The sequence below is a fragment of the Actinomycetospora aeridis genome, from assembly GCF_037400275.1.
In the GTDB taxonomy this organism is placed as follows: Bacteria; Actinomycetota; Actinomycetes; order Mycobacteriales; family Pseudonocardiaceae; genus Actinomycetospora; species Actinomycetospora aeridis.
Genome location: NZ_JBBEGL010000007.1, coordinates 97,900 through 116,916, shown reverse-complemented (window position 1 = coordinate 116,916; position 19,017 = coordinate 97,900). Strand labels below are relative to the sequence as shown.

Sequence of the window (19,017 nt, the reverse complement as noted above, 5' to 3'; positions counted from 1 at the left end):
CATCGAGTTGAGCGAAAGACCTGTGGCGTGGTCGCCCGCATGCCGCGATCATCACGCGGGTGAAGTACGGGGTCGTGCTGTTCGCCACCGACGAGACCATCGCGCCCGCCGCGCTCGGGCCGGCGCTCGAGGAGCGGGGCTTCGAGTCGCTCTTCGTGCCCGAGCACTCGCACATCCCGGTGAGCCGGGAGAGTCCCGCGCCCACGGGTGGCGAGCTGCCGCGGCACTTCCACCGCACGATCGACGTCTTCGTGACGCTCGCCGTGGTCGCCGCGACCACCTCGCGCCTCGGGCTCGGGACGGGCGTGGCCCTGCCGGCGGAGCGCGACGTGATCCACACCGCCAAGCAGGTCGCGAGCCTCGACCTCGTCTCCGGCGGGCGGGCGCTGTTCGGCGTCGGCGCGGGATGGAACCGCGAGGAGGCCCGCAACCACGGCGTGGACCCGCGCAGGCGCGGCAGGGTGCTCGACGAGAAGCTGGCCGCGATGCGCCGCATCTGGACCGAGGAGCAGGCCGAGTTCCACGGCGAGTACGTCGACTTCGACCCGATCTGGTGCTGGCCCAAGCCCGTCCGGCGCCCGCACCCGCCGATCTACGTCGGCGGGGAGAGCGAGGCCGCCCTGCGCCGCCTGCGCGACCACGGCGACGCCTGGCTCCCCGACACCTTCGACGTCGCGACCTACCGCCGGGTCCGGTCGTGGCTGGCGGACGAGGGGCGGCCCGACGTGCCGTTCACGGTCTTCGGTGCCGATCCCGACGCCCTCGACGTCACGGGGTACGAGGACGTCGGCGTCGAGCGCATCGCGTTCTGGGTGGACCCGGGTCCCGAGCGCGAGGTGCTTGAGCGGCTCGACGCGATCGCGGAGCGCTGGGTGCGCTGACCCCAGGGGTGGGCATGATCGCCCCCGGTGCTCCTCTGGGGCGATGAGGTCGCCCCGGAGGAGCACCCGGAGGAATCAAGGGCGCGGGGCCGGGCAGCATCGATGACCTATCCGGGCGCGCCCCTCCGTCGCGGCGCCGCCGAGCGGGGTGGGGCCGCGCGCATGTGGTCGCGGACCGGGAGCAGCAGGTCGGACAGCTTCTGCGAGTCCTCGCGCGAGAGCGGCTCGAAGAGCATCCGGCCGACGACCTCCTCGTGGCCGGGAAGCACGCGGGCGATCAGCGCGCGCCCGGCGTCGGTGATCGTCACCGTGACGCCCCGCTCGTCGTCCGGGGAGGGCGTCCGTGTGATCAGGCCCGCCTTCTCGAGCCGGCCCGCCTGGTAGGTCAGGCCGCTGCGGCTGTGCACGATCGCGTCGGCGAGCTCGGTCATGCGACGACTGCCCTCCGCGGCCTGGTCCAGGCGCATCAGCACCTGGAACTGCACGAACGTCAGATCGCCCGCCTCGCGCAGCTGCTGCTCGATCGCGTGGCGCAGCAGGCCGGACACCTCGATGAGGGCGAAGTAGGCGCCGAGCTGGACGGGGTCGACGGCGTGGGGCGGGTCCGGCACGGCGCCGGAGTCTACTTGCTTCGAAATCGAAGCAGGTCTAGCGTCACCGCAGTGCTTCGAGTTCGAAGCACTGGTCGCGAGAGTGAGGCTCCCCTGATGAAGGCAGTGCGGTTCCACGAGTTCGGTGGCCCGGACGTCCTGCGCTACGAGGACGTGGTGCAGCCCGTTCCCGGCGCGGGCGAGGTGCGGCTCCGCGTCGCGGGGACGGCGTTCAACCTCGTGGACGACGGCATCCGCGGCGGGTACCTGCGCGAGGTCTTCCCGGTCGCGCTGCCGCACGTCCCCGGCATCGACGTCGCCGGCACGGTCGACGCGCTCGGGGACGGTGTCGACCGCGTCGCGGTCGGCGACGCGGTGGTCGGCTTCCTGCCGATGGTGGCCGACGGCGCGGCCGCGGAGTATGTCCTCGCGCCCGCCGAGGTGCTGGCGCCGGCGCCGACGAGCATCCCCCTGGCCGACGCCGCCGCCTTGCCGATGGTGGGGCTGACCGCCTGGCAGGCCCTGATCGACGACGCGAAGCTGACGGCCGGGCAGCGTGTCCTGATCAACGGGGCGAGCGGCGGGGTCGGCGGCTACGCCGTGCAGCTCGCGAAGCACGCCGGGGCCCACGTGATCGCGACCGGCGGTGCGCGCAGCACCGAGCGGCTGACCTCGGCCGGCGCCGACGAGGTCGTCGACCACACTGCCACCGACGTGGTCGCCGCGGTCGCCGAGCCGGTCGACGTCCTGCTCAACCTCGCCACGATCACCCCCGAGCAGCTGAGCGCGCTCGTCGCCCGGGTGCGCGACGGCGGCGTCGTCGTCAACACCGTGCCGCGGACGCCGGCGCCCGCCGACGAGGCACGCGGCGTCCGCGCCGTCGACGTCTTCGTCCGCAGCGACGCCGACGAGCTCGCGCACCTGGTGGCTCTCGTCGACCGCGGCGAGCTGCGCGTCGACGTCGCGGAGCGGGTGTCGCTGGCGGACCTGGCGGACGTGCACGCCCGCGCGAACGAGGGGTCGCTGCCCGGCAAGGTCGTGATCGTCCCGCCCGGCGCCTGAGGATCAGGCCTTCCCGAGCAGCGTGGACGCGTGGTCGGGGACGGCGCGGGCGAGCTCGCGGGGCGGGCGGACGTAGCCCTCGCTCGGCGGCCGGGCCGGGATCTCGAGCGTGGGCAGCTCGATCGGCGACCACGGCACCGTGGCGAGCAGGTGGGCGATCATGTTCAGCCGGGCCCGGCGCTTGTCCTCGGACTCCACGATCGTCCACGGGGCGATCTCGGTGTCGGTGGCGGCGAGCATGTCGTCCTTCGCCTTCGAGTACTCGTCCCAGCGGCTGATCGACTCCAGGTCCATCGGCGAGAGCTTCCAGCGCTTGAGCGGGTTGTCCAGGCGCTCGCGGAAGCGCTTCTCCTGCTCGTCGGGACTCACCGAGAACCAGTACTTGCGCAGCAGGATCCCGTCCTCGACGAGCATGTCCTCGAAGGTCGGGCACTGGCGCAGGAAGCGGTCGTACTCCTGCGGGGTGCAGAAGCCCATGACGCGCTCGACGCCGGCGCGGTTGTACCAGGACCGGTCGAGCAGCACGATCTCGCCGGCCGCGGGCAGGTGCGGGACGTAGCGCTGGAAGTACCACTGGGTGCGCTCGCGCTCGGTGGGCGCGGGCAGGGCGACGATGCGGGCGACGCGGGGATTGAGGTTCTCGACGACCCGCTGGATGGCGCCGCCCTTCCCGGCCGCGTCCCGTCCCTCGAAGACCACCACGAGCCGTGTCCCGGTCGCCTTGACCCATTCCTGCATCTGGACCAGCTCGCCCTGCAAGCGGAGCAGCTCGGCCTCGTAGATCTCCTTCGGGAAGCGCTTGGCCTTCTTCGCCTTCTTCGACTTCTTCGTCGTGTCCTCGGACGTCGTCATCGCCGTGACCTCCCGTTCTCCGGCACCGGTGACAGCATGTCCCACCGGCGGCGGGGGCGGGATCGTCACGCTCGCCGCCAAGGATGTGACGCAACGTCGAAAAGTACTGGGTGGTCGACCGTTCCACCACCCGATCAGCCTAGTAAAGACTGATGCGATGTAGCGCTCTGCTGCGATGAACTCTTCCGAGGTGGGCCGAACGGCTCCGACCCGGGGGGAACCGAGCGTGAAGAAGCGTGTGGACACGAGGGCGGCGACCGCAGCGGCGGCCAGGGCGCGGAAGTCCGCGAGGATCGCCAAGGCCCGTCGGTCCGCGATGACCGCGGCGACCTCGCGGACCGCGCAGGCGGCGGTGGTCGCTGCGCTCGGGACGGGGTTGCTGCTGCAGGGGGGACAGTCGGCGGACGAGGGCGTCTCGGTCGGGGTGATCGTGAACGTCGCCGTCGCGGCGGCCGACGACGACGCGGGGGACGCCGGCGACGCCGGCGGCTCGGGCGACGCCGACGGCACAACCGCCTCTGGGGAGAGCGGCACCGGGGAGAGCGGCACCGACGAGGACGTCACCGACACCGATGACGACGACGCGGACCAGACGGGCGAGACCACTACGGGCGAGACCAGCACGGGCGAGACCAGCACGGGCGAGACCAGCACAGGCGAGACCAGCACGGGCGAGACCGGCACCGACGGCAGCGGCGCCGGCGGGACCGGCGGCGAGGAGAGCGCCGAGACCCCGGAGACCCCGTCATCGGGGAGCGTCGCGACGCCGGACGCGCCCGCCGACCCGACCGACGCCGTGGACGAGGTCGACCCGACGCCCGTGGCGACGGCACCGGCCACCCGGACGAGTGCGACCCCGACCCCGGCCGCCACGAACTCCGCCACGAGCCCCGCCACCGCCGTGCCGGCCGCCGGGCCGACGACGACCGACGCGGCGGCACCAGCGGCCACGACGCTCACCGCCTCCGCGCGTACGGCCACTCCGCCCCGCCCGCACCCCCGCGCCGACCTGCTGAGCCGCCTGGTGTCCGCCCTGTTCGGCGTCCGGCCGAGCACCGCAGCCGGACCCACGGCGCCGCCACCCGCGCCCGGGGCTCTGCTCCTGGCGCAGTGGGCGTGGTTCCGCCGCGGCGAGAACCCGCTGTTCAACCAGAGCCCCGTCGTGCGGCCCGGTCAGACCGGTGGGCCCGGCACCGGCGAGGTCGTCGGTGCGGTCACGGGCACCGACCCGGACGGCGACCGGCTGACCTACGAGCTCGCGCAGGGACCGACCCAGGGCACGGTCGTCGTCAACAGCGACGGCACCTACGTCTACACCCCGGGCGACGAGCTTGCCCGGACCGGCGGCAGCGACACGTTCACGATCCGCGTGCGCGACAACGACCCAACGAAGCCCGGCCTGGGCGGGTTCACACGGCTCCTGCACGCCGCGCTCGCCGTCCGCCACCCCGTGCTGGCCGACCGGCTCTTCGGCTCCCACACGGTCACGACGAGCGTGACCGTCTACGTCACCGCCGCCGGGGCGCCGTCGACCGGCATCGTCGTCGACCCGACCACGGGCGTCACGACCGGGCGCGTGGCGCCCGACGACGGCGTCGCGCGGACCTACGTGGTCAGCACGCTTCCGACCAGGGGGCGCGTCACGGTCAACGCGGACGGCAGCTACGTCTACACCCCCAGCCGCGCCGCCCGGGAGGCCGCCGCCCTCACGCCGGGGCCGGACTACGACACGTTCACGGTGACCGTCACCGAGGCGGACGGCACGGTCAGCCGGCGCAGCTTCTCCCTCCTCGCGGTGGGCGACACCTCCGAGGTGAACCAGACCGTCCCGATCCCCGAGCTCACGCCCAGCCCGGTGCTCACGCCGACGAGCTCCGTGCCCGTCGGGGGGTACAGCTGGAGCGCCGTGAGCCCCGACGGCACGCACGCCGTCGTCACGACGTTCATCGACGGGCGGATCCTGCTGATCGACAGCGCGACCGGTGTCGCGACCCAGGTCGCGACCGCCGACTCGCCCGAGTCCGCCGTCTTCAGCCCCGACTCCTCGCGTGCCTACGTCTTCAGTCATTCCGCCGGCGAGATCCTCGTGATCGACACGACCACCGGGGCGGTGTCGACGATCCCGGTGGGCACGCTGGACGAGGGCGGCTACGCGCTGCAGAGCCCCGACGGCAGGTACTACTACGTCCTCGACTACGGGCTGGGCCGGATCCTGGCCATCGACACGGCCACCGCGATCCCCACGACGATGCTGACCGGCGACACCACCCCCGCGTACGGGCTGTTCAGCCCGGACGGCAGCCGCTTCTACCTGCTCAACCAGTCGGAGGGCGAGATCGCCGTCGTGGACACGGCGACGAACACGATCGTCGAGCGCATCGCGGCCACCGGCACGTACGACACGCCCATCTCGCCGGACGGGACCCGCATCCTCGTCCGGGACTACACCGGCGGCCGGGTCCTCGTCATCGACACCACGCGCAACGAGGTCATCGCCACCCCGTCGGTCGGTGCCTACGCCAGGACCCCGCAGTTCAGCCCCGACGGCGCGCGGGCGTACGTGGGGAACGACGTCGAGGGCACGTTGACGGTGATCGACACCGCGACCGGGGACGTGCTCCGCGTGATCTCGATGACCATCCATCCGGACTCCGGGACCGCGCTGTTCAACGAGGTCCGCACCAGCCCGGACGGCAGCCTGGCCGCCGTGTCCGACATCGCCGCGGGCCGGGTGCTCGTCATCGATCCCTCCGACGGCCACACGGTCCTCGACGTGCTGCTGGACCAGCCCGGCGAGGTGGTGTTCAGCCCGGACGGCACCCGCATCCACGTGACGTCCGGAGCCTTCGGCTCACCGCGGGTGGTCAACACGATCGACCTCACGACCGGCACCCTGCTCGCCTCGGCCCCGGCCGGGCTCTACACGAGCGACCCCGTCGTCACCCCCGACGGCGCCCGGGTCTACGTGACGAACAACGAGGAGGGCACCGTGACGGCCATCGACACGGTGGCCGGGACGTCCCGCACGATCACCGTCGGCGCGGGCCCGGGGGAGCTGGTGCTGAGCCCCGACGGTCGGCGCCTCTACGTGTCGAACCACGGTTCCTCGGAGGTCACGGTGATCGACACCGCGGACGACACGGTGGTCGAGACCGTGCCCGTCACGGGCTACCAGCGGGTGTCGTTCTCCCCGGACGGGCGCTGGGCCTACGTCGGTCACGTCTACCCCGACGGGGTCGACCCGAGCCTGACGTTCATCAGCACCACGGACGATCGCGTCACCGTCTTCCGCAACGGCGGCTCGCCCTTCGTGACGTTCAGCGCCGACGGTCGCTACGCCTTCGTCTCGACCGAGCAGAGCGTGGACGTCCTCGACCTCGGCGGCGCCACGCCGGCGGCAGGGGACATCGCCGCGGCGTGAGCCGGGCCTCACGGGGCGGGGATCACGGGGACGAGCAGATGTGAGGCGTACTCGCCGCCGAGGTGGACCGCCGCCCCGGAGGCCGGTCGGCGGAGTGCGGGCGCGTCGTGGGCCATCATCCCCAGGTCGCTGTCGTCGGCCAGGAGCTCCAGGCGTAGCCGCTCGCCGGGCGCGAGGGTGATGCTCGTCGGCCAGATCTCGACCTCGAGCAGGGTGGGCTCGCCCGGTGGCATCGGTGTCTCGCGGTCGTGGGGGTGCCACGGCCGGTGCGGCTCGGAGCGTGCGGGGTCGGTCGCGCGGTGCGAGGCACGCAGCCAGCCCATCGCCATCGGCACCGGCCCGCCGAGCGGCCCGATCCCCGGGATCGGGGTCCCGTCGGCGTCGAGGTGCTGGAGGCGGGCGAACACGTCGAGGTCGTCCTGGTCGGTCGAGAGCCACAGGCGCAGCGCGACCGGGCCGGTGAGCTCGAGGGTCTCGCTCGCCGGCTCGGTGTCGAAGGAGGCGGGGTAGCCGACGGTGGCCGGCGCCGGTGTCGTCCAGCCGAGGTCCTTCTCGCCCAGGTAGAGCTCGCGCCACTGCGTCTGCGGCAGCGGGAGGTCGGTCGCGGCGCGCCACGCGACCTCGCGTCCGTGGCGCACGGCGAGCTGCACCGGCGGGACGCCGTCCATCCGCTCGGGCATGTCCTTGAGAAAGCGGTCGAGGAAGCGCAGCTGCAGGTCGACGGCCCAGTCGGCGTAGAACGGGTCGATGTGGCTGCCGGTGTGCACCACCAGCCACTTCTCGGGCGACGCGGCCCGCCGCCACCCCTCGATGTTGCCGCGCAGGTGGAGGTGCAGCGCACCCCAGTTGCCCGCGGAGAGCAGCGGCACCGTGATGCGCTCGAGGTCGGTCGTGCGCTCGCGGTGGAAGTCGTCGAGCAGGGGGTGCTGCGGCAGCGTCGCGCGCCAGTCGTCGCCGTCGGTCTCGTTGCGCTGGGGCTCGATCTGGCGGGCCCACCAGAAGTCCACGAACCCGTTGCCGAAGAGGCCGCCCTGGTAGGCCACGTCGCGGTAGAAGTCGGTGGCGCCCTCCCAGGCGATCACCGCGGCCAGGTGCGGCGGCCGCAGCGCCGCGACGCGCCAGCCCATCATCGCCAGCCAGGAGATGCCGCTGGAGGCGACCCTGCCGCTGCTCCAGGGCTGCTCGCCGGCCCACTCGACGACGTCGTAGAAGTCCTCGGCGTCCTTCGGGCCGTAGAGGTCCATGCGCCCCGGCGACTTGCCGGTGCCGCGGGTGTCGGCACGCAGCAGGGCGTAGCCCCGCGCCGTCCACCACTCCGGGTCCGGCGTCTCCCAGACCATGTGCTCGTTGTGGGGCACGGCGTCGTACTGGGGGTAGCGGTCAGGCCAGTGGACGTCCTTGCCGTAGGGGCTGATCGACGCGATGACCGGGAACGGCCCCTCGCCGTCGGGACGGAAGACGTCGACGACGACGGGTGACCCGTCGCGGGTGGGGACCGCGACGTCGCGATCGATCTGCATCGGGAGCTCCTTAAGGCCAGTTGACTTGCGTCAGGAGGAGTGTGCTCCCGTGCCACCACGTAAAGCAAGTGCACTTGCTTTAGAGTGTGGGCATGGTCGACGCGGAGGTGAAGCGACGTCCCGGAGGGCGGTCCGCCCGGGTCCGTGCGGCGGTCCTCGACGCGACGTTCGCGCTGCTGAGCACCCGTGGCCTCGAAGGGCTGCGGGTCGCCGAGGTGGCCGAGCGCGCGGAGGTGCACGAGACGTCGATCTACCGCCGCTGGGGGAGCCGGGAGAACCTGCTGCTCGACGCGCTGATCGAGGTCTCCGAGCAGCTGCTGGTCCCCGACACGGGCCGGGTGCGCGACGACCTGATCGCCTACGCGCGGGACCTCGCGGCGTTCCTCGCCACGCCCCTCGGCCACGCGCTCGAGCACGCGCTCGCCGCCGCCGGCGACGACCCCGACGCGCGGCGGGCCCGCGAGCGCTACTGGGTCTCGCGCTACGAGCGGTCGCGGCAGATGGTCACGCGGGCGATCGAGCGTGGCGAGCTCCCGGACACCGTCGACCCCCGGCTGGTGATCGAGATGCTCGTGAGCCCCGTGCACTTCCGCGTCGTCATGACGCGCGAGCCGATCGAGCCGGAGATGCCGGCCCGGATCGTCGACGCGCTGCTGGCCGGCGTCGTCGGGTCCTCCGGCACTCCCACCTGACGCGTGCTCCGTGTCTCATCGCAGGGCAGCCGGGGTACAGACGCCTCATGGACTGGGCCAACCAGACCGGATCGCGCGAGAGGACGCCCTACCGCGTGCGTCCCGCGACGCGTGACCACCACGGGCGCATGACGACGCCGCCGGGGATCCACCTCGCCGGTGTCGGCGACGGCAACGGACCGGCGCACGGGCGGCCCCGCAGCCGGATCACGACGGTCGCGAGCAGCGTGGGCGCCGCACTGATCGTCTTCGTGCTGGGCCTGTTGCTCGTCACCGGGATCGAGGCCGTGATCGGCCAGCCGCTCTCCGGCGGGCACGACGGCCACACGACGTTGGGTGAGCTCTTCCACCCGACCCGCTGAGGACGCGGCGTGCGGAGATCGTCTCCGTATCGTGGGGATCATGGTCCGTGGGTCCCGCGCCCTGCTCTCCTCCCTCGCCTCCGTCGCGGTGCTCGGCGGTGCCGCGTTCGCGACGCACATCCGCCACACCATGGGGGCGTCGTCCGCGGAGCTGCGGCGTGCCGCGGCCCGGTCGCCGCACGCGACCGACGGGACCTTCGCCAACCGGGAGACGGGCCTGCCCCGGCCGGACCTCACGGTGCGGCAGCTCGCGACGATGCTGCTCGGGCGCACCGCGCGAGGCCTGCCGCCCGGTCCGATCCCGCTCGCGACGGACGGGCCATGGCGCGAACGGGGCGAGCTCGCCGCGACGTGGTGCGGGCACGCGAGCGTGCTGCTCGAGGTGGACGGCCGGCGCGTGCTTGTCGACCCCGTCTGGTCGGAGCGCACCTCGCCGGTGCCGGGCTTCGGGCCCCGGCGCCTGCACGCCCCGCCGGTCCCGCTGGCGGCGCTCGGCGAGGTCGACGTCGTGCTCCTCAGTCACGACCACTACGACCACCTCGACCGCCCGACGGTCACCGCGCTGGCCCGGGGCACCGACGCGGTGTTCGTCGTGCCGATCGGGGTCGGCGCGCACCTGCGGTCCTGGGGCGTTGCGTCGCACCGCGTCCTCGAGGGCGACTGGGACGACGTCCTCGACGTCGCGGGGCTGACGCTGACGTGCCTCGAGGCCCGGCACTTCTCCGGCCGCTCCTTCCGCCGCAACACCACGCAGTGGGCGGCGTGGAAAGTCGCCGGTTCGACGCACGCGGTCTACGTCGCCGGGGACACCGGGCCGAGCACGGTGCACGCGCGCACCGGCGCCGCGCACGGGCCGTTCGACCTGACACTCATGCCCATCGGGGCGTACGCCGACCTGTGGCCCGACATCCACACGACGCCCGAGCAGGCGGTCGCGGCGCACCGCGACCTCGGCGGGCGCGGCATGCTGCCGATCCACTGGGCGACGTTCGTGCTGGGCTTCCACGGCTGGGACGAACCCGCCGAGCGCGCCGTGCGGGCCGCCGCGGAGCACGGCGTCACGCTCGCCCTCCCGCGGCCGGGGGAGCGGCTCGAGGTGGCCGCGGTCGGGCGGCCCGTGCCGTGGTGGCGGGACCTCGCGACGCCCGACGCCTGAGCGTCCGTCCGGGCACGGACTCTCCTGGTCTGGTTGTGCACGACCTACTACCGTCGGTGTGCACGCGACGTCACCACCACGACGTCACCGGCGTGCGGGGGCAGCCATGACCGGCGTGCAGGACGACACCGAGCTCGCGCGGGAGCTCATCGACGCGGTTGCCGTGGTCATGGGCTCGGTGCCCGGTCACCGCGTGACGCACGCGAAGGGCATCGTCCTGCGCGGGACGTTCACCGCGACCCCGCGGGCGCGGGAGCTGACGCGCGCGGCGCACATGCAGGGCGAGCCCGTACCCGTGATCGTCCGCTTCTCCAACGGCGCCGGCGACCCCCACTGCCCCGACGCGGCGCAGAACGACCCGCGCGGCATGGCCGTGAAGTTCCTCCTTCCCGACGGGTCGGAGACCGACCTGGTGTGCCAGTCGTGGCCGGTCTTTCCCGCCGGCACGCCGCAGGGCTTCCTCGGCCTGATGCGCGCCCAGGGCACCGGGCCCGTCGCGACGGAGCAGTTCCTCGGGGAGAACCCGGAGATCGCCGACGCGCTGGAGCAGATCGCCGCCCTCGGCGACCCGCCGCTGGCGTGGGGCACGATGGCGTTCAACTCGCTGGTCGCGTACCGGCTGGTCAACGCCGACGGCGAGGGCCGGTTCGTCCGCTTCCGCCTCGAGCCGGAGGCGGGCGTCGCCTCCCTGCCCGCCGAGCAGCAGGCCGACGCCGACAACGACTACCTCATGACCGGGGTCCTCGAGCAGGTGCCGGTGCGCCACCGCGTGCTCGCCCAGCTCGCCGAGGACGGCGACCAGACCACCGACTCGAGCAGGGCCTGGCCCGCGGAGCGGGAGTGGGTCGACCTCGGGGTCGTCGAGGTCACCGGACCCGACACCGAACGCGAGCGTGACGGCGACGTCCTCGTCAACGACCCGATGCGCGTGACCGACGGGATCGAGCCCTCCGACGACCCGATCCTGCACCTGCGCCCGCTGCTCTACGCGGAGTCGATCCGACGGCGCACGTAGCCCGTCCTCAGCCCGCGTAGCGGGCCGCGATCGCGGCCGCCCGGTCGCGCAGGGAGGTGCGCAGCCAGGGCGGGTCCAGGGCCTCGGCGCCGCTCGCGATCTGCCACAACGCCCATTCGGCGTGGCGCGCGTCCTGGAAGACCACCGTGAGGCGCACCCGGCCGTCGGGCTCGACGTCCTCGGCCCGGACGGCGAGCACCGTCCCGGCCAGCTCCTCCCGTCGATCCGGGTCGATCCGCACGACCACCACGACCTGGTCGCCGCCGCGGCGGAACCGTGCACCGCGGTCCCGCCACTCCTGCGCGAGATCGACCTGCTCGGGCCGCTCGGCCGGCTCGGTGAGCTCCTCGGCGTCCAGCACCCGCGAGAGCCGGTAGGTGCGGTCGGCCCCGCCCTTGGTGGCGAGCAGGTAGGCGCGGTCGCGCACGGTGACCAGGCCGATCGGGTCCACCGTGCGCCAGGCCGGCGCGTCGCCCGCGGCCGCGTAGCGGATCCGCAGACGGTGCCCGGCGAGCACCGCCCGCCGCACGGCGAGCATCGTCGCGTCGGCCACCTCGTCGGCGATCAGGCGGCGGGAGAGCAGGTCGGTCTCCGGGTCGACGAGGAAGCGCTGCGCGGCCCCGTCCGCCCTCTGCTGGTGCTCCTCGGGCAGCGCGTCGACCACCTTGCGCAGGGCGGAGGCGAGAGCCGAACCGAGACCGAACACCTGCTCGCCGCGTCCCGACCCGGAAGCGAGCAGTGCCAGGGCCTCGTCGTGGTTCAGCCCGGTGAGCTCGGTGCGGAAGCCGGGCAGGAGCGCGAAGCCGCCGTGCCGGCCCCGCTCGGCGTAGACCGGGACCCCGGCGGCGGAGAGCGCCTCGATGTCACGCAGCACGGTGCGCACGGAGACGCCCAGCTCGCGGGCGAGGGCGGGCGCGGTCGACCGGCCGCGGCGACGCAGCAGCAGGACCAGCGAGACCAGCCGGTCGGCGCGCACCGGGAAAAAGCTAGCAGATACATGACCGGGGATGTCGTGATTGTTCGCCAGGCTCGTCCCGTACCGATCGTCGAACGGCGGAATGGAGTCGAGGTTCAATGGAGCGGATCGCCGTCAACCCGGTGACGTGGTCGCTGGATTTCGGATTCAATCAGGGAGAAATCGTTTCCGGTCCTTCTCGTGTCCTGTACTGCGCGGGCCAGACGGCGACGAGTGACGACGGGAAACCGCAGCACGACGGCGACATGGCGGCACAGCTCGGCCGGAGCCTCGACAATCTGGAATCCGTGCTGGGCGAGGCGTCGATGTCGCTCGCGGATCTCGTGCGGCTCGACGTCTACACCACCGACGTCGATCTGCTGCTCGCGCACTACGGCGTCCTCGCGTCGCGACTGGGCGCGGCCGGGGCAGCGCCGCCTAGCACGGTGCTCGGGGTGGCGAGACTGGCGATCCCGAGCCTGATGGTCGAGCTCGAGGGCACCGCCGTGGCGTGATCACGGGTCTCACCGCCCGAGCGCACGGGCGGCGGCCTCGCGCACGGCGGGTTCGCCTCGGGTGATCATGCCGGTGAGCCGCAGTTGGATGCCCTCGTCGAGGGGCGAACCGGCAAGGGCCTCGGCGGCGGCGTTCCGGACACCGGGTTCGCCCCGACCGATCAAGCCGGCGAGCCGGAGCTGGATCCCCGCGTCGAGGGGTGAGCCGTGGAGGGCGCGGGCCGCGGCGTCGCGGACGTCGGGTTCGGCACGGCCGATGTGACCGGCGAGCCGGAGCTGGACGCCCGACGAGGTCACCGAGCCCGCGAGCGCCCGCGCCGCGGCGTCGCGGACAGCGGGGTCGCCGCGGCCGATCTCGCCGGCGAGCCGGAGCTGGATCCCCTCCGACAACCCTGAACCGGCACTGCCCCGCCCGTCCATCATCTGCGCGGGGTCGCGTCCGAATTCCGTCTGGTCGTCGACGGTGATGCGCCCGATCACCTCGGGTTCCCCGAACATGCGCCGCAGCCACCCCACGGCGAGAACAGTAGGGTCCGCCGCTCGATCCCCGCAATTCTCTGGCGTCGGATGACGAGTAACGCGCCCTCGTGACTGGTCGATGCCCTGGTGAGCGATTTTCGTCGACCGGCCAGGTCACGATATGTGCTCGCTCGGCTCCGGGGGGCGACGTGGAACGGTTCGGGCCTTACGACCTGATCGAAGTGGTGGGCCGCGGCGGGATGGGCGAGGTCCATCGCGCCCGCCACCGGGAGCAGCGTCGCGACGTCGCCGTCAAGGTGCTCGCGGCCGGCGGGGCGGCCGACCGCGAGTTCACGGAACGGTTCCGCCGCGAGTCGTACCTGGCGGCCAGCCTCAACGACCCGCACGTCATTCCGATCCATTCCTACGGCGAGATCGACGGTCGTCTCTACCTGGAGATGCGCCTGGTCGAGGGCGTCGATCTGGGACGCATGCTGCGGGACCGAGGGGGCCTCCCGACGGACCGTGCCCTGGCCCTGCTCGATCAGGCGGCGTCCGCGCTCGACGCCGCGCACGCCCGGCGCCTGGTCCACCGTGACGTGAAGCCGTCCAACCTCCTGGTGACCCCCGATGACTTCGTCTACCTCGTCGACTTCGGCATCGCCCAGGCGGTCGGGACCGGGGCGGCGGGCACCGCACTCACCGCGACCGGCGCCGCGATCGGCACCTTCGCCTACATGGCGCCGGAACGCTTCGAGCCCCGGCCCTCAGGTCCTCCGGTGGACGTCTACGCGCTGACCTGTGTGCTGTTCGAGACGCTCACCGGGCGGGCGCCGTTCACCGCCGAGAGCCTGCCGGCTCTCATGCACGCCCATTTCGCGGCACCGCCGCCCCTCGTGAGCCAGTTCCGGACCGACCTGCCCCACGCGCTCGACGACGTCATCGCCGCGGGGATGGCCAAGAACCCCGCCGACCGCCCACCGTCGGCCACGGCGTTGATCGAAGCAGCGCGAGCCGCGTCGACCGACGGATCCTCGGTGCGTCGACGGGCCGCGCGGGCCGAGACCTGGGTCGGCCCCGATCCCCGCCGCGGTCCGGTGCCCCGGCAGCCACCACCACCGCCACCACAGCCACGGCCCACGTCGCGCGAGGACCCCCGGCCGCCCGCGCGCGCCGGCGGCGCCGGCTGGATCGTCGCCGCGGGCGTCCTCGTGGCGGCGTCCATCCTCGTCGCCGCGGTGGTGATCGCCGGGGCATCGTCCGGCTCGGCGGGCGCCGACCAGAGCGGAGGCGCGGGTGCCGCGGCTCCGACCACCGCCGACGTCCCGGGTGCCTCGACGACGACGAGGCCGTCGGGCGACCTCGGTCTGGGCCAGCCCATGGCCTCGCCGGCGTGCTCCGGGACCCTGGTCGTCGTCGTGAAGTCGGCGGTCGACCCGTCCCGGTACGTCGCCGACGTCTCCGGGGCGTTGGCCCAGTTCCCCGGGGCGAACTACACCTTGACCGGGACGTCGTGCTCGTCGTTCGCGCCACGTGACGGCGCCGGCAACGCGATCTACGCCGTGTACCTCGGGCCGTTCGCCACGGTCTCCCAGGCGTGCTCGGCACAGGCGACGGCGGGCGGCGACAGCTATCTCCGTCGCCTCGACGACGTGACCCCGCCGGGGACCACCATCGACTGCGGCTGAGGTGCCCACCATCGACCGACGGCAGCTCCTGATCGCTTCGTTCGCAGCGGCCACCGCCACGGCCGTCGGCGTCGGAGCGTCCCCGGCGACAGCCCGCACGGCACCGCCGCTCCAGGGCCTCGGTGTCCGTCCGCGCGCGACCTGGGCGCGCGCGGCGCCGCGCGGCCCCCTCCTCCCCGAACCCGAGGTGCGCTTCCTGCTCGTGCACCACACCGCCACGGCGAACGGCTACGCGCGCGAGGAGGTGCCCGGACTCCTGGACGGGGTCCGGCGGTTCCACACCAGTCCCGACAAGGGCTGGCACGACGTCGCGTACAACTTCTTCGTCGACCGGTTCGGCGACGTCTGGGAAGGCCGCGCCGGTAGCCTCCTGGGGCCCGTCCGCGCCGACGCGACCGGCGGCAACCAGGGATACGCCCAGCTCTGTTGCTTCCTGGGCGATCACCAGCGGGAGGCCCCCGCCCCGGCGGCCGTGGAGTCGATGACCGCGCTCCTCGCCGCCCTCGCCGATCGCCACGCCATCGACACCACCCCCGGCGCCACCGCGACGTTCGTGTCGCGGGGATCGAACCGCCGGCCCGCGGGCGAGACCGTGGACATCCGCACGATCGCCGGTCACCGCGACGTCTCCGCCACCGAGTGCCCCGGGGACCGGGCCTACGAGCTCCTCGACGAGGTCCTCCCCGCCGCCGTCAACGCCCGACGGGCTGCGGCTCCCGTCGCCCCCGCCGCTCCCGCCGCGCCTCTGCCGACGTCCTCGCCCGCCCTCCCGGGGCCCGCCGAGGACGCCGTGCCCACGGCCACCACTGTGGCGGGCGCCGCGCTCGGAGCCGCGGCGGTGGCGCTCGGGATGATCGCGCTGCGGCGACGTCGGTGAGCTCGTGGAGCAGACCGTGCCCGCACGTCGCGCGGGGCGTCACCGCGTGTCGCGCCGGCGAGGATGTGGCGATCCGGGCGTGGGATGCCAGGAAAGCCGCATTGCTCGCACCGCGCCCCGGGACCGGCACCCTCGGTGCCGTCAGCGCGACGACGTCACCACCTCGACGCCACCCGAGGTCAAGGACGCGCCGCGCGTCCGTCGACGAGGTTCGTGGCCCCCACCACGAGGTCCGGGCTCTGCCACTGGATGTAGTGGGCGTCGCCGTTGGCGATGGTCTGCGGGGTGCCGGGACGCAGGGCGACGTAGTCGGACTGCGCGTCCTCGTAGAGCCCGTTGAGCTCCTCCACGGTCAGCCCGGGCGGCGGGGGGAGCGTGGTCTGGAACGGCTCGGTCTTGGTGAGCACGGCGATCGGCACGGGTGGGAACGGCGGACCGGTGCGGACCTGGGCGGCGCTGGCATCCACGTCGATGCGCTCCGACGCGGGGTCGGCGAGCGGGGTGCCCGGAGGGACGGCGTTGAGGTAGGAGTCGCGGTAGATCGCCCACTTCGCCGGCCCGAAGACGTCGGGCACGGTCGGGGAGAAGGCGTCCACGAACACCACGCCCGCCACCTGGTCGGGGTGGGTCTGGGCGTAGAGGCGGGCGAACAGCCCGCCCATCGAGTGCCCGGTCAGGACGTACGGCCCGGGCACCCCCGCCGCCCCGAGGACGGCGTGCAGCTCCGCGACGACGTCGGCCGCGGTGCGCGGTTGCGGTACTGGGGTGCTGCGCTCGGTGAGCGGGGCGCCCTCGAGCGTGACCCGGAGGGTGCCGGGCCGGTCGTAGGTGCAGACCCGGTGGTCGCGGGCGAGGGCCACGGGGACGGCGGGCCCGACCGCCGGCGGCTGGATGATCTCGTCGATGCCCCACGAGTCGGCGGAGTCGTGGTAGCCGGGGATCAGGACGACGGTGTGGCGTCCGGGTGCGTTCGCCCCGTGGCACTCGAGGTAGACGCTGCGGCCGCCGATGTCGACGCCCCGGGCGAAGTCGCCCGATCCGCCGCTCGGCGGGGCCGGCGCCGCCGAGGCCGGCCCGCTGCAGCCGGAGAGCACGGCCACCGCGACCACGACGGCCCCGACGACCGCGGCCCATCGCCGGGGCGCCCTCACGTCGCCGACACCACGGGACGCGGCGCGGGCCGGACGTCAACGGCTCCGGTGTTGGTGACGATGTCGGTGACGGTCATGACGAACCCCCTGGTGACGCGCCCGCCGGTCGAGGTGATGTTCGGCTCGGCGTGATCGGGTCGTCAATGTGTCACCACTCCAACGGCCCAGCCGATGGGCGGAAATCCGACACGGAGCGGGGTCAACCTCGCTGGACCGTGCCGAACCCGGAGACGTTCTGGGTGACGGCCGGGTTCCCGAGGTAGACGATGTTGCCGACGCCGGTGATCCGGGCGTCGAGGGTGCGCGCGGCGTTGACCGTCGCCGTGCCGGCACCACCGACGGACACGTCGGCGCCCTGCGCGACGAGTCCGCGGGTGTCGACCGCACCGACACCGACCAGGTCGACGTTGAGCTGCTCCGTGCGGCCCGAGACGGTGATGCTGCCCGCGCCGCTGTTGGCGAGCGAGAGGTCCGCGCCGTCGACCCCGTTCGCCGTCACGCTGCCGGCTCCGGAGAGCACCACGCCGCGGAGCTGCCGGACGGTGATCCGGTAGTTGACCGTCGCGCGCCCCGGGTCGACACCCGGCTGCGCGCCGAGCCTGAGCGTGGTTCCGTCGACCTGGCTGGTCAGCATCGGCAGGACGTTGTCGTCGGCCTGCACCTGCAGCGAATCGGTGCCGGTCTGCTCGATCGTCACCGTGCCGGCGGCGGAGAAGTCGATGGTGTCGAAGGGGGCGACGGGCCGGTCCTGCGTCTGGACGTTCCCCGATCCCGCCGTGCCTCCTCCTCCCGAGCAGCCCGCCGTGACCAGCGCGAACAGGGCGACGGCCGCGAGAGCGGCGAACGACGGGCGCATGGGGTCCCCCCGGAGAGACGATGGAGCGGCTGAGGGACGTGTAGCGCTCCCTGGCACCCACGCCAAGGCGTGGGACGCGGATGCGACAGGTTCGTGCGGCGCCCCGGGTGCCGCGGTCACGGGCGCGTCGCCGTCCCGACGAAGTCCTCCACGATGGCGGCGAGCGCGGCCGGCCGGTCGCGGGGCACGAGCGTGTAGCTGTCGACGATCTCGACCAGCCGTCCCGCCGGATAGAGGTGCGCCAGACGGCGTCCGTGGTCGCGGGGCATGAGCTTGTCCTCGCTCGCCCACACGACGAGGACGGGCCGGTCGAACGCCGCCTGGCGCGCACTCCAGGACAGCAGCGTGGCGGTGTCCGGGGAGCGGGCGGCGTACTTGCGGAGGTCGCGACGGACGGCGGGATCGCGGGTGGCGGGCGCGAACCAGCCGTCGACGACGTCGTCGGGCACCGGACGTTTGCTCATCCAGCCCCACCCGCCCGGCATCCGGCGCCCGAGCCGCGTCCCGAGGAGCCGCAGGCCCAGCCAGAGGCCCGCGCGCGAGCGTGCGGCCAGCGCGAGGCTGCGCCCGGGCAGGCCGGGCGGGTAGTTGTCGAAGGCCTCGCAGGCGACCAGGACGAGTGCCGCGACGCGGGAGTCGTCGCCGTGCACGGTGAGGAGCTGGGCGCCACCCCAGTCGTTCCCGACCAGGACGACGTCGTGCAGGTCGAGCGCGTCGAGGAACTCTCCGATCAGCCGCGCCAGCCCGGGCAGGGACAGGTCGGCGTCGGGGCGCATCGGGTGCCGGTGCGAGCCCAGCGGAAGGGTCGGGGTCAGGCAGCGGTGCCCCCGGGCGAGCCGGTCGACGACCGGCCGCCACACCGAGGCGTCCATGAGCACCCCGTGCAGCAGCACGAGGACCGGCCCGTCGCCACCGGTGTCGTCGTAGTCGATGGGGCCCGCAGAGAGGGAGACGGTCGGCATCGG

18 protein-coding genes are annotated in these 19,017 nt (G+C 73.5%); 10 read left to right on the top strand and 8 right to left on the bottom strand.

Features of this window, described 5'->3' with window-relative positions:
• The first annotated feature begins 59 nt into the window (after positions 1-59).
• Positions 60-881 (top strand): LLM class F420-dependent oxidoreductase, encoded by an 822-nt coding sequence (locus tag WCD41_RS24100; protein ID WP_337717262.1) that lies wholly within the window; start codon positions 60-62, stop codon positions 879-881.
• A 107-nt stretch (positions 882-988) separates the two neighbouring features.
• Here WCD41_RS24100 and WCD41_RS24095 read toward each other — a convergent pair whose 3' ends face one another.
• A complete protein-coding gene (locus WCD41_RS24095) occupies positions 989-1,492 on the bottom strand; it encodes a MarR family winged helix-turn-helix transcriptional regulator (RefSeq protein WP_337717260.1) in 504 nt (167 codons plus the stop codon).
• A 96-nt stretch (positions 1,493-1,588) separates the two neighbouring features.
• On the opposite strand from WCD41_RS24095, the gene WCD41_RS24090 reads away from it, so the two are divergent.
• Positions 1,589-2,533 carry an NADP-dependent oxidoreductase gene (locus WCD41_RS24090; protein WP_337717258.1) on the top strand — a complete coding sequence of 315 codons (945 nt, stop codon included), beginning with the start codon at positions 1,589-1,591 and terminating at the stop codon, positions 2,531-2,533.
• Between the two features lie 3 nt (positions 2,534-2,536).
• Here WCD41_RS24090 and ppk2 read toward each other — a convergent pair whose 3' ends face one another.
• Positions 2,537-3,385, bottom strand: a complete 849-nt coding sequence (gene ppk2 / locus WCD41_RS24085) for a polyphosphate kinase 2 (protein ID WP_337717256.1) — start codon at positions 3,383-3,385, stop codon at positions 2,537-2,539.
• A gap of 226 nt (positions 3,386-3,611) precedes the next feature.
• On the opposite strand from ppk2, the gene WCD41_RS24080 reads away from it, so the two are divergent.
• The gene (locus WCD41_RS24080; protein ID WP_337717254.1) at positions 3,612-6,806 is read left to right on the top strand and encodes a beta-propeller fold lactonase family protein; all 3,195 of its coding nucleotides are present in this window, start codon (positions 3,612-3,614) and stop codon (positions 6,804-6,806) included.
• A gap of 8 nt (positions 6,807-6,814) precedes the next feature.
• Here the strand turns inward: WCD41_RS24080 and WCD41_RS24075 are convergent, their stop codons facing one another.
• Positions 6,815-8,326, bottom strand: a complete 1,512-nt coding sequence (locus WCD41_RS24075) for a CocE/NonD family hydrolase (RefSeq protein ID WP_337717253.1) — start codon at positions 8,324-8,326, stop codon at positions 6,815-6,817.
• Positions 8,327-8,418: 92 nt separating this feature from the next.
• Between WCD41_RS24075 and WCD41_RS24070 the strand changes: the two genes are divergently transcribed.
• The 4 genes from WCD41_RS24070 (at position 8,419) to WCD41_RS24055 (ending at position 11,551) form a co-directional block, all read left to right on the top strand.
• Entirely contained in the window at positions 8,419-9,018 is a 600-nt protein-coding gene (locus WCD41_RS24070; RefSeq protein ID WP_337717251.1) for a TetR/AcrR family transcriptional regulator, read from the top strand.
• A gap of 47 nt (positions 9,019-9,065) precedes the next feature.
• A complete protein-coding gene (locus WCD41_RS24065; RefSeq protein WP_337717248.1) occupies positions 9,066-9,380 on the top strand; it encodes a hypothetical protein in 315 nt (104 codons plus the stop codon).
• A 40-nt stretch (positions 9,381-9,420) separates the two neighbouring features.
• Entirely contained in the window at positions 9,421-10,536 is a 1,116-nt protein-coding gene (locus tag WCD41_RS24060) for an MBL fold metallo-hydrolase (RefSeq protein ID WP_337717246.1), read from the top strand.
• Between the two features lie 106 nt (positions 10,537-10,642).
• Positions 10,643-11,551 carry a catalase family peroxidase gene (locus WCD41_RS24055; RefSeq protein WP_337717244.1) on the top strand — a complete coding sequence of 303 codons (909 nt, stop codon included), beginning with the start codon at positions 10,643-10,645 and terminating at the stop codon, positions 11,549-11,551.
• A gap of 7 nt (positions 11,552-11,558) precedes the next feature.
• Here WCD41_RS24055 and WCD41_RS24050 read toward each other — a convergent pair whose 3' ends face one another.
• Positions 11,559-12,527 carry a helix-turn-helix transcriptional regulator gene (locus tag WCD41_RS24050; protein WP_337717242.1) on the bottom strand — a complete coding sequence of 323 codons (969 nt, stop codon included), beginning with the start codon at positions 12,525-12,527 and terminating at the stop codon, positions 11,559-11,561.
• A gap of 98 nt (positions 12,528-12,625) precedes the next feature.
• On the opposite strand from WCD41_RS24050, the gene WCD41_RS24045 reads away from it, so the two are divergent.
• On the top strand, positions 12,626-13,021 hold the full coding sequence (locus tag WCD41_RS24045) for a RidA family protein (protein ID WP_337717240.1): 396 nt from the start codon (positions 12,626-12,628) through the stop codon (positions 13,019-13,021).
• A gap of 9 nt (positions 13,022-13,030) precedes the next feature.
• On the opposite strand, the gene WCD41_RS24040 is transcribed toward WCD41_RS24045, so the two are convergent.
• Positions 13,031-13,537 (bottom strand): HEAT repeat domain-containing protein, encoded by a 507-nt coding sequence (locus WCD41_RS24040; protein WP_337717238.1) that lies wholly within the window; start codon positions 13,535-13,537, stop codon positions 13,031-13,033.
• A gap of 71 nt (positions 13,538-13,608) precedes the next feature.
• Between WCD41_RS24040 and WCD41_RS24035 the strand changes: the two genes are divergently transcribed.
• Together WCD41_RS24035 and WCD41_RS24030 are read left to right on the top strand one after the other, a co-directional pair.
• Positions 13,609-15,168 (top strand): serine/threonine-protein kinase, encoded by a 1,560-nt coding sequence (locus tag WCD41_RS24035; protein WP_373695184.1) that lies wholly within the window; start codon positions 13,609-13,611, stop codon positions 15,166-15,168.
• Position 15,169: 1 nt separating this feature from the next.
• A complete protein-coding gene (locus WCD41_RS24030) occupies positions 15,170-16,045 on the top strand; it encodes an N-acetylmuramoyl-L-alanine amidase (protein WP_337717233.1) in 876 nt (291 codons plus the stop codon).
• A gap of 179 nt (positions 16,046-16,224) precedes the next feature.
• Here the strand turns inward: WCD41_RS24030 and WCD41_RS24025 are convergent, their stop codons facing one another.
• From WCD41_RS24025 to WCD41_RS24015, 3 genes are all read right to left on the bottom strand, one after another.
• Positions 16,225-17,196 (bottom strand): alpha/beta hydrolase, encoded by a 972-nt coding sequence (locus tag WCD41_RS24025; protein ID WP_337717231.1) that lies wholly within the window; start codon positions 17,194-17,196, stop codon positions 16,225-16,227.
• A 199-nt stretch (positions 17,197-17,395) separates the two neighbouring features.
• Positions 17,396-18,052, bottom strand: a complete 657-nt coding sequence (locus WCD41_RS24020) for a GIN domain-containing protein (protein ID WP_337717229.1) — start codon at positions 18,050-18,052, stop codon at positions 17,396-17,398.
• A gap of 116 nt (positions 18,053-18,168) precedes the next feature.
• A complete protein-coding gene (locus WCD41_RS24015; protein ID WP_337717227.1) occupies positions 18,169-19,014 on the bottom strand; it encodes an alpha/beta fold hydrolase in 846 nt (281 codons plus the stop codon).
• Positions 19,015-19,017: the final 3 nt, after the last annotated feature.

Excerpts from the sequence above, each read along its gene's own strand:
- WCD41_RS24055 (WP_337717244.1), top strand. The coding sequence starts at position 10,643 with ATGACCGGCGTGCAGGACGACACCGAGCTCGCGCGGGAGCTCATCGAC.
- WCD41_RS24045 (WP_337717240.1), top strand. The coding sequence starts at position 12,626 with ATGGAGCGGATCGCCGTCAACCCGGTGACGTGGTCGCTGGATTTCGGA.
- WCD41_RS24065 (WP_337717248.1), top strand. The coding sequence starts at position 9,066 with ATGGACTGGGCCAACCAGACCGGATCGCGCGAGAGGACGCCCTACCGC.
- WCD41_RS24060 (WP_337717246.1), top strand. The coding sequence starts at position 9,421 with ATGGTCCGTGGGTCCCGCGCCCTGCTCTCCTCCCTCGCCTCCGTCGCG.
- WCD41_RS24020 (WP_337717229.1), bottom strand. The coding sequence starts at position 18,052 with ATGCGCCCGTCGTTCGCCGCTCTCGCGGCCGTCGCCCTGTTCGCGCTG.
- WCD41_RS24015 (WP_337717227.1), bottom strand. The coding sequence starts at position 19,014 with ATGCCGACCGTCTCCCTCTCTGCGGGCCCCATCGACTACGACGACACC.
- WCD41_RS24070 (WP_337717251.1), top strand. The coding sequence starts at position 8,419 with ATGGTCGACGCGGAGGTGAAGCGACGTCCCGGAGGGCGGTCCGCCCGG.
- WCD41_RS24075 (WP_337717253.1), bottom strand. The coding sequence starts at position 8,326 with ATGCAGATCGATCGCGACGTCGCGGTCCCCACCCGCGACGGGTCACCC.
- WCD41_RS24090 (WP_337717258.1), top strand. The coding sequence starts at position 1,589 with ATGAAGGCAGTGCGGTTCCACGAGTTCGGTGGCCCGGACGTCCTGCGC.
- ppk2 (WP_337717256.1), bottom strand. The coding sequence starts at position 3,385 with ATGACGACGTCCGAGGACACGACGAAGAAGTCGAAGAAGGCGAAGAAG.